Annotated in this window: 1 protein-coding gene; it reads right to left on the reverse strand. The window is 63.9% G+C overall.

Annotated elements, in window-relative coordinates; all coding sequences use genetic code 11:
- Nucleotides 1-114 precede the first annotated feature (114 nt).
- The coding region (locus tag LG661_RS24990) for a DUF6481 family protein (RefSeq protein WP_230534677.1) at nucleotides 115-324 on the reverse strand (210 nt) is incomplete at its 5' end.

Genomic DNA, 324 nt, shown 5'->3' on the forward strand with positions numbered 1-324 from the left:
CGCATGTCGTAATCTCGGCGCAATCCCGGGAAAAGCCTCGTCACCATGGCCAATCCGGTGTGATGTGGGTGAAGTAACAGGCCGCTAGGTGTTCGGCCGATATCCCGGCTCAGCTCACTTGCGTGCCTTTCGGGCGGCATAGCGGGCGTCGCGGGCTGTCTTTTGCTCGGCTTCCTGAGCAACCTGACGCTCAGCTGCCTCCGCTCTCTCTACAATCTCTTTTGCTTCCTGAGCAAGGAGCTGCTCATGGTCGGCCGCCTGGCGCGACTCCCGCTCCGCGGTCTCGCGCGCCTGCTCGGCGATCCTGGTGGCCTCGCGTTCGGC

The sequence above is a fragment of the Microvirga roseola genome (assembly GCF_020866965.1).
GTDB lineage: Bacteria > Pseudomonadota > Alphaproteobacteria > Rhizobiales > Beijerinckiaceae > Microvirga > Microvirga roseola.